This is a genomic window from Streptomyces sp. NPDC037401 (assembly GCF_055602345.1).
In genome coordinates, this window is record NZ_JBVJWO010000046.1 from 30163 (window position 1) to 38848 (window position 8686).

Consider the following 8686-nt stretch of genomic DNA (forward strand, 5'->3'; position numbering starts at 1 on the left):
CAACAGCGCCCCTTGGCTTCCGGCGAAGCCAAGGGGCGCTGCTCGTGCCCGCCGCTGCTGCTCAGGCGGCGTCGCGCGGGCTGTTCTGGTAGGCGGCGAGCAGCCACTCGCCGTCCTCCTTGCTGACCACCCAGGTGGCACGGATGGCCCGCTCGTCGGCGACCTCGGTCTCGCCCGGGGCGAGGACGCCGCCCTGGGTGATGACCAGGGCCACGTCGGGCCGCAGGAAGCGCAGTGCCAGCGGGGTGCCGGTGACCTGCGTGCCCTTGAAGGGGCCCTGGAAGGCGGCCGCCATGAACTGCTCGATGGCCTCACGGCCGCTGGTGTAGTGGCCCGGCAGGATCATGCTGCCGTCCGCCGTGAACACCTCGGCGAAGGCGGTGGCGTCCTGCTTGGCCCAGGCGGCGACGATCCGGCCGGGGACGGCGGCGACGGCCGCCTTGTCCGCGTCGGAGACGGCGGCTGCGAGGTCCGCCGGGGACTGTGCTGCGGTCATGCTTCTCCCCTGTCCGTGAGCTGGTACGGGTCGGATGCCGGCCGGGCGCCGGCGCCGTCGGGGCGCCGGTGCCCTTCGGTGCCGGTCAGATGTAGAGGGTGTTGGGCTGCTGGCCGCACAGGATCCGCCCGTACAGCTCGGTGTTGGTGTTCGGGTTCATCAGGGCGTGCAGGTTGACCGCCTGCACGTCGCGGGCGATGCGCTGGAGCGGCACGTCGGAGTAGATGGAGGAGCCGCCGCCGGCCGACTGGAAGATGTCCACGGCCTCCTTGGCCAGGCGGCACACCGCACCCAGGTCGGCGCGTGCCCGAACCCGCTCCTCCAGGGTCCAGGGCGTGCCCTGCGCGGACTTGGAGTCGACGAGGTCCGCGAGCCGGTAGGCGTGGAACTGCGCCTGGTCGGTCTTCAGCGTGGCCTCGGCCACCTGGAGGTGCGTCAGCGGGGCCTCGCTCTGGGAGGCGTAGTCGGTGTACGTGATCTTCCGCTCGGGCAGTCGGGCGAAGAACGCGTCCGCGGCGGCCTTCGCCATGCCGAGCACGGCGCCGGCGGAGGAGGCGGAGGCGACCGGGAGCAGCGGGGCGCGGTACAGCGGCTTGCCCGCGTTGGACTGCGAGACACCGCCCTGGCCCTGCACGATCACGGGGAGCGGCAGCACCCGCTCGGCCGGCACGAAGACGTTCTGGGCGACGGTGGTGACGCTGCCCGTGCCCTTGAGGCCGGACGTGTACCAGTCGTCGACGATCTGCAGGTCGGCCATCGGGACCAGGGCCATCACCGGCATGGGCTGGCCGTCGGGGGTGGGCTGGATCGCCACGACGATCTGCCACTGGGCGTGCAGGGCGCCGCTGATGAACTTCCACTGGCCGTTGACGACGACACCGCCGTCGGCCGGGGCGGCCATTCCGCCGGGGCTCAGCGTGCCGCAGACGCGTACGTCGGGCGTGGTGAAGACCTCGTCCTGGACCTGGTCCGGGAAGAGACCGGCCATCCAGCCGGGGATCCAGTAGACCGAAGCGATCCAGGCGGTGGAGCCGTCTGCCCGGCCCAGCTCGGTGGCCACGTCGACGAGCGTGCGGGTGTCGCTCTCGTAGCCGCCGAACCGGGCGGGCACGCGCATCCTGAAGATGCCGGCGTCCTCCAGCGCCTCGATCGACTCGTCGTGAATGCGCCGGTTGTCCTCGGCCCAGGCCGCGTTGGTCTTCAGCAGGGGCACCAGCTCGGACGCGCGGCGAACGAGCAGCTCCCGCGTCGGCACATCGGTCGTCAACACCATGTCCTCCTGGATGGGCGCACGAGGGTCGGCGGCCGGTCGCCGGCCGTCGCGAAACACGCCCACGACCGTTGCAGCCGCGGACGGCACCCGCATCTTCGAGAATGCCCGCATTCTCGAAGACGTCGACGTCAGGGGCCCGCTGCCACGATGTAAGGCCTCACAGCCCCCGTGCGCCCAGAGGAAGAGGGAAGCAGCCGATGACGGAGCGTCAGGAGCGGCAGGAGCCTCAGGACATACCTGCCGAAGCAGCCGAGCCGCGGCGCACGACCCGTCCGCAGACCGGCCAGGAGTACATCGACAGCCTCCGCGACGGCCGCGAGATCTACCTGTACGGGGAGCGGGTCAAGGACGTCACCACGCATCCGGCGTTCGCCAACCCGATCCGGATGACGGCGCGGCTGTACGACGCCCTGCACGACCCGGCGCAGCGCGGGATCCTGACCAAGCCCACCGACACCGGCAGCGACGGCTACACGCACAGCTTCTTCACCACGCCGCGCAGCGCCGAGGACCTGGTGGCCGACCAGCGGGCGATCGCCGCCTGGGCGCGGATGACGTACGGCTGGATGGGCCGCAGCCCCGACTACAAGGCCTCGTTCCTGGGCACCCTGGGGGCCAACGCCGACTACTACGACCCGTACTCGGACAACGCGCGGCGCTGGTACCGGGAGTCGCAGGAGAAGGTGCTCTTCTGGAACCACGCGATCGTGCACCCGCCGGTGGACCGCGACCGGGGGCCGGACGAGGTCGCGGACGTGTTCATCCGGGTGGAGAAGGAGACCGACGCGGGTCTGATCGTCTCCGGGGCCAAGGTGGTGGCGACGGGCAGCGCACTGGCGCAGTACAACTTCATCGCGCACTTCGGACTCCCCATCAAGAAGAAGGAGTTCGCGCTGATCGCCACGGTGCCGATGGACGCGCCGGGCATGAAGCTGATCTGCCGGCCCTCCTACACGATGGCGGCAGCGGCCACGGGCAGCCCGTTCGACTACCCGCTGTCCTCGCGGCTGGACGAGAACGACACGATCCTGGTCCTGGACAAGGTGCTGATCCCCTGGGAGAACGTGTTCGTCTACGGCCACCTCGGCAAGATCCAGATGTTCGCGGGGCGGTCCGGCTTCATGGAGCGGTTCACGTTCCACGGCTGCACCCGCCTCGCGGTGAAGCTGGAGTTCATCGCCGGCCTGCTGATCAAGGCGCTGGAGATCACCGGCACGAAGGACTTCCGCGGGGTGCAGAGCCGGATCGGCGAGGTGCTGGCCTGGCGGAACCTCTTCTGGGCCTTCTCCGACGCGGCGGCGCGCAACCCGGTGCAGTGGAAGAACGGGGCCGTGCTGCCCAACCCGCAGTACGGCATGGCGTACCGCTGGTTCATGCAGATCGGCTACCCGCGGATCAAGGAGATCATCCAGCAGGACGTGGCCAGCGGCCTGATCTACGTGAACTCCAGCGCGGAGGACTTCAAGAACCCGGACGTCCGCCCGTACCTGGACCGCTTCCTGCGCGGCTCGGGCGGGGTCGAGGCGGTGGACCGGGTGAAGGTGATGAAGCTGCTGTGGGACGCGGTCGGCACCGAGTTCGGCGGCCGCCACGAGCTGTACGAGCGCAACTACGCCGGCAACCACGAGAACACGCGGGTGGAGCTGCTGATGGCACAGACCACCAACGGCGACATCGACGGGTACAAGGCCTTCGTGGACACCTGCCTGAACGAGTACGACCTCGACGGCTGGACGGTCCCGGACCTCCGGTGACCCCGCCTGCGGCCCGCACCGCCCGGAATCAGCAACGACGGAGATGCGGCCCTGCGGGGCGGGGGCCGAGGATGGGCCGTCGTGCCGCTCGAAGGCCGTGTGGCGCCTCGATGGGAGACGGGTCATGGAATCGACGACAAGCCCGGCGGATATCGGCGCACACTACGATGCGCGCGCACCCATAGCCGACGAACTCCGCGGCGGTCAGCTGCACATGTGGTACTGGTACGACCTCGACGACGACGTCCCGCTGCCCGAGGCCGTGCACCGCATCACCCTCAAGGTCACCGGGCTGCTGGGGCTGCGTCCCGGGGAGCGGCTGCTCGATGCGGGGTGCGGCTCCGGCGAGACCTCCCTGTTCCTGGCCCGGAACCACCGCGTGCGGGTGACCGGGGTGACGGTCAGCGACTACGAGCTCACGTCGGCCCGCCGCCGGGCCCGCGAGTCGGGCCTGGCGGACCTGGCGGAGTTCCGGTACGGGGACTACATGGGCCTGCCGTTCCCCGACGGCTCCTTCGACGCGGTGCTGGCCCTGGAGTCCCTTCAGAACGCGCAGGACCTGCCGCAGGTGCTGCGGGAGCTGTTCCGGGTGCTGCGGCCCGGCGGGCGGATCGTGTTCTCCGACTTCAGCCTGGAGGACCCGGGCCGGGAGCCGGAGCGGGTGAAGACCTTCATGACCACCCTCAAGCTGCCGCAGCTGCCCACCCTGCCCGAGTGGCTGGAGCACACCCGGGCCGCGGGCTTCGCGGTGGAGGAGTACACCCAGTGCGGGCCGCGGGTGTTCGGGATGAAGGGCAAGTACCTCAAGGCCGCGATGGAGCGGCGCGACGAGGTCGCGGGGAAGTTCGGCGAGGAGGACGTCACCGAGTTCTCCCGGCTGCACCGGGGCTTCTTCGCTCCCCGCAAGGACCAGATCGGGTACGCGATCGTCTGCGCCCGCAAGCCGCGCTGACCCGCCGTCACGGACCCTCCGGGAGTACGACACAGGCCCCGGCCCTCCTGTGGAGGGCCGGGGCCTGTTCTGCCGTGGTGGGGCGCAGGGCCCGGCTCAGGTACGCACCGGGCCCGACTCGGCCGGCTCGGCGGCACGCTCCCCGGCCGCTGCCGGCTCCCCGGTGACGGACTCCGTGCCGCCCTCGCCCTCGACCGCTGCCGCGGCCGCTGCGGCCTCTTCCGGCTTCGGCGGCGGAGGCATGTGGCGGAACCAGTACCAGGCCAGCGCGGCCAGGCCGAGGAAGAAGACCGCGGCGAGTGCGCCGACCAGGTTGAGACCGGCGGTGAACGCCTCGCGGGCCGAGACGACCAGATCGTTCGCGGCCGGTCCCTTCAGGTCCGCGGCCACCGCCATGGCGTTGGCGATGCTCTCCTTGGCCGCACGGGCCGCCTCGGCGGGAAGCTCCGAGGGCACCGAGATCTTCGAGCTGTACACGGCGGTGCCGATGCTGCCGAGGATGGCGATACCGGCCGCGACACCGAACTCGCCGCTGGTCTCGGACAGCGCCGAGGCCGAACCGGTGCGCTCCGGCGGGGCGGCCGAGAGGATCAGCCCGTAGCCCAGGGCGACGGTCGGGCCGAGGCCGCCGTTGACGAGGATGGCGCCGATGACGACGAGGAGGGTGCTGTCGGTGCTCTCCACCTGGGAGAGGACGACGTAGCCCGCCGCGGAGGCCAGCAGGCCGACGGCCATGAGCGCCGCGGGCCGGACCTTGGTGGCCAGGGCCGTGCTCAGCGAGATGGCGACGAGCACGCCGACCGCGCTGGGCGCCAGCAGCAGGCCGGTCTTCCACGGGGAGAGCCCCTCGACCATCTGCAGCTGGAGGTTGACCAGCAGCAGGGCGCCGCCGGTCACGGTGCCGACCAGGAGGCCGAGCAGCAGGGCCCCGCGGTAGTCGCGGATCTTGAACAGGCCGAGGTCCAGGAGCGGATCCTCGAGCCTGCCCTGACGGCGTACGAAGAGCACGCCGAAGACCACGCTGGCCACGACGGCCCCGATCGCCACCGGGGTGACCTCGCGGGCGATCTCCTTGATGCCGTAGATGAAGGGAAGGATGGTCAGCAGGGAAAGGGCGACGCTGAACAGGTCGAGGCGGCCGGCCTGGCCGTTCTTGTACTCAGGCAGCAGCGCCGGTCCGGCCACCAGCAGCAGCACCATCACCGGCACGGCCATCAGCAGGACCGAGCCCCACCAGAACCAGGACAGCATCACGCCGCCGATGATGGGCCCGAAGACACCGCCGCCGACGAAGCAGCTGGTCCACACGGCCACGGCCTTGCCGCGCTGGGCCGGGTCTTTGAACATGTTGGTGATCAGGGCCAGCGTGGACGGCGCGAGGGTGGCGCCGGCGATGCCCAGCAGGGCCCGGGCCGCGATCAGCATCTCCGCGGTCTGGGCGTACGCCGCCAGCGCCGAGGCGATGCCGAAGGCGGCCGCGCCGATCAGCAGCAGCTTGCGGCGGCCGATGCGGTCGCCGAGGGTGCCCATGGTGACGAGGAATCCGGCGAGCATGAATCCGTAGATGTCGAGGATCCACAACTGCTGGGTGCTGCCCGGCTGGAGGTCCTCGGCCAAGTGCGGGAGCGCCAGGTACAGCACGGACAGGTCCACCGACAGCAGGAAAGCCGGCAGGACCAGGACCAGCAGGCCCAGCCACTCCCGGCGGCCCGCCTTGGCGGTCGGGTCGTTCTCGGTGCTCGGGTTCATCGAGCATCCTTCCTTCATTGTTCAGGCGCATCCGCGCAGGGACTGCGAAATGGATGTGCCGGTGCGCTCTCGGGGCCGGCGGGGGCGGGGTGCCGGGCACCCCGTCCGGCCGCCGGCCCCGGGTCCCCAGTCAGAGCACCGGCCTACCGGCCGTGCGATTGAGCCACCACTGGACCAGCATCAGGTTGACCACCCAGCCGATCCACCGGGCCGCTTCGAGGTAGTAGTTGGGATCGATCGCCAGTTGGAGCTTGGTGCCGATCAGGACCAGCGACGAGCCCCAGAAGTTGTTCATCACCATGGCGAAGGCGTACAGCATGAACTTCCGGTGCTCGGCGTAGCGCCGCTGCCGGATCCGCACGTAGCCCATGACGCTGAAGGCGAGCCACAGGACCGTGGCGGCCGCGACGCCGAGCTTGCCCACCGGGGGTGCGAACGGCACGATGACCAGCCCGAGCAGCCCCGCGACCACCGTGGTGAGCACGTACAGCCGGCCACCCCAGCGGTGCACCGCGGGATGGCTCCGCCGCAGCCACGGCCACACCTGGAAGACCGAGGTCAGCAGGGCGACGGTGGCGAAGGCGATGTGCGTGATCAGCACGGGGTAGTACAGCGAGAAACCCTCGTGCGGCATGAGCGGGGCCGTGGCCTCGTCGAGGTACGGCCGTGCCGTGTACCCGATGTAGGCCACGGACAGCACGAACAGCGGCAGGATCCACGGTCGCCGCCACCATCGGCGTGCCGCAGCCACTGCGCTCGCCGGTACCGACGCCGGCGCGTGGGGTCTTTCCAGGTTCTGGACCACGGTCGATCCTTCATTGTCTGGCGGGTCCTCGGATACGCCGCCTCGGGCCCCGCATCCTCTTGGGAGGTGGTGCACTGAGAGGCCCAACGGACAGCGCCGGGGACTCCAGCAGCGTCACACCGGTCAAACCGGAGTGGCAACTCTCAGATTGCTGTGCTGCGTCCGGCGGTCGCCGGGGTGCGGTCGGCCGGCCCGGCGGGCTCCGCCGGTACGTCCGCCACGGCCTGCGGGGACTGCGTCCCGGCGGCCGGGGCCGTGCGGCGCTGCTTCGGCTTGGCGCCGAAGCGGCGCATCATCGGCTGTTCGAGGAGGTTGAACATCAGCCAGGACAGCGCCACGGCGACCGCGAACAGCAGGGCGATCATCGCGAACCCGTACGCGGTACCGCCCGGCTTGGCACCGGTGCCGAGCCAGTGGGCGCCGAACACCAGCACCTGCATGTGGACCAGGTAGAAGGCGTAGCTCAGGTTGCCGAGGTAGACCATCGGGCGGCTGGAGAGCAGGGTGGTCCGCTGCCGGTTGAGGTCGGAGACGGCGCCCGCGGCGATCAGCAGGGCCATCGGCACGGCCATCACGGCCACCAGCCGGAAGACCGGCGGGAAGTGCGGGCCGAGGGCGTACAGGGCGACGGTGACGGCGGCGGCCCCGCCGAAGCTCACCGGCACGCGGCGGCCGGTCAGCACGATCCGGGCCAGCAGGATCCCGGTGACGAACTCCAGCATCCGCACGGGCGGGAAGTGGAACAGCAGCCAGAACTGCTGCTGCGTCATCTCGAGGAACGGGATGACCTCACCGCTCTTGAGACGGCCCACGACGGCGGGCACGACCAGGGTGATCACCGTCAGCATGCCGATGGTCCAGGCCCACAGCCGTTCCGGCCGGATGCGGCTGATCAGGCGGTAGAGCACCGGGAAGGACAGGTAGAAGAGCAGCTCGGCCGAGAGCGACCAGGAGACCGAGTTGTAGGCGATCCGGATGTTCAGGTCCGGGGACCACGCCTGCAGCAGGAGGACGTTGAACAGGGCACCCTTCTTGTCGAAGACCGCGCCCAGGACGGTGACCGTGAGGACGGCGGTGGCGGCGAACATCAGCAGGTGGTTGGGGAAGACCCGGACCAGGCGGCGCCGCCAGAACGTGCGGGTGCTGTCCCCGGGACGGGACACCCAGGTCAGTACGAACCCGCTGAGCATGAAGAAGAAGCTCATGCCGGCCCAGCCGCCCATGGTGACCAGGTCGAGGAGCCCCTTGCCGACCTTGGGCGAGGAGAACAGCACGTAGCCCGTCGCGTGGAACAGGAAGATCGTGACGGCGACGAAGAACCGCAGGCTCGTCAGCGAGGGGAGCAGGTTCGGCTTGATGACGGCTTTGCCGTCCGGATTCGTTGTTGTCAAGGCACACCTTCTCGAATGGCAGGGCAGCCGGATGCCTAGGCTGGAATTCGCCGTCGGACGGGGCGAATGTGGCAGCCGGGCGTACCCGTACGCACCTTCGAAAGTGCGGCCTTGGGAGGGTGGCCCGGGGGCTCCGCGGGCCGGGCCGGCGTTGGCCGGAACAATTCCGGGCACAACGGCAGGACGCGGGGGGGGGCCCGGGGGGGGGGGGGGGGGGTCGCCGAGGGGGCCCGGGTCCTCTATGGGATCCCTCCCCTCCCCTCGGG

The 8686-nt window shown here is 70.5% G+C and carries 7 protein-coding genes; 2 read left to right on the forward strand and 5 right to left on the reverse strand.

The window, feature by feature from the left end; genetic code table 11:
• Window positions 1-61: 61 nt before the first annotated feature.
• Together ACZ7H1_RS33370 and ACZ7H1_RS33375 are read right to left on the reverse strand one after the other, a co-directional pair.
• On the reverse strand, window positions 62-496 hold the full coding sequence (locus ACZ7H1_RS33370) for an SgcJ/EcaC family oxidoreductase (protein ID WP_470791796.1): 435 nt from the start codon (window positions 494-496) through the stop codon (window positions 62-64).
• Between the two features lie 85 nt (window positions 497-581).
• Window positions 582-1766: an acyl-CoA dehydrogenase family protein gene (locus tag ACZ7H1_RS33375; RefSeq protein ID WP_470791830.1), complete on the reverse strand. Its 1185-nt coding sequence runs from the start codon at window positions 1764-1766 to the stop codon at window positions 582-584.
• A 200-nt stretch (window positions 1767-1966) separates the two neighbouring features.
• Here ACZ7H1_RS33375 and ACZ7H1_RS33380 point away from each other — a divergent pair, with 200 nt between their 5' ends.
• Together ACZ7H1_RS33380 and ACZ7H1_RS33385 are read left to right on the forward strand one after the other, a co-directional pair.
• Window positions 1967-3523: a 4-hydroxyphenylacetate 3-hydroxylase family protein gene (locus ACZ7H1_RS33380; protein ID WP_470791797.1), complete on the forward strand. Its 1557-nt coding sequence runs from the start codon at window positions 1967-1969 to the stop codon at window positions 3521-3523.
• A 124-nt stretch (window positions 3524-3647) separates the two neighbouring features.
• On the forward strand, window positions 3648-4475 hold the full coding sequence (locus ACZ7H1_RS33385; RefSeq protein WP_470791799.1) for an SAM-dependent methyltransferase: 828 nt from the start codon (window positions 3648-3650) through the stop codon (window positions 4473-4475).
• A 96-nt stretch (window positions 4476-4571) separates the two neighbouring features.
• On the opposite strand, the gene ACZ7H1_RS33390 is transcribed toward ACZ7H1_RS33385, so the two are convergent.
• The 3 genes from ACZ7H1_RS33390 to ACZ7H1_RS33400 form a co-directional block, all read right to left on the reverse strand.
• Window positions 4572-6224: an MFS transporter gene (locus ACZ7H1_RS33390; RefSeq protein ID WP_470791800.1), complete on the reverse strand. Its 1653-nt coding sequence runs from the start codon at window positions 6222-6224 to the stop codon at window positions 4572-4574.
• A 130-nt stretch (window positions 6225-6354) separates the two neighbouring features.
• Window positions 6355-6975 (reverse strand): DUF2306 domain-containing protein, encoded by a 621-nt coding sequence (locus ACZ7H1_RS33395; RefSeq protein WP_470791802.1) that lies wholly within the window; start codon window positions 6973-6975, stop codon window positions 6355-6357.
• A gap of 197 nt (window positions 6976-7172) precedes the next feature.
• The gene (locus ACZ7H1_RS33400) at window positions 7173-8420 is read right to left on the reverse strand and encodes an acyltransferase family protein (RefSeq protein ID WP_470791803.1); all 1248 of its coding nucleotides are present in this window, start codon (window positions 8418-8420) and stop codon (window positions 7173-7175) included.
• Between the last annotated feature and the right edge of the window lie 266 nt (window positions 8421-8686).

Coding starts and splice junctions, on each gene's coding strand:
- ACZ7H1_RS33385 (WP_470791799.1), top strand. CDS start 3,648: ATGGAATCGACGACAAGCCCGGCGGATATCGGCGCACACTACGATGCG.
- ACZ7H1_RS33390 (WP_470791800.1), bottom strand. CDS start 6,224: ATGAACCCGAGCACCGAGAACGACCCGACCGCCAAGGCGGGCCGCCGG.
- ACZ7H1_RS33380 (WP_470791797.1), top strand. CDS start 1,967: ATGACGGAGCGTCAGGAGCGGCAGGAGCCTCAGGACATACCTGCCGAA.
- ACZ7H1_RS33370 (WP_470791796.1), bottom strand. CDS start 496: ATGACCGCAGCACAGTCCCCGGCGGACCTCGCAGCCGCCGTCTCCGAC.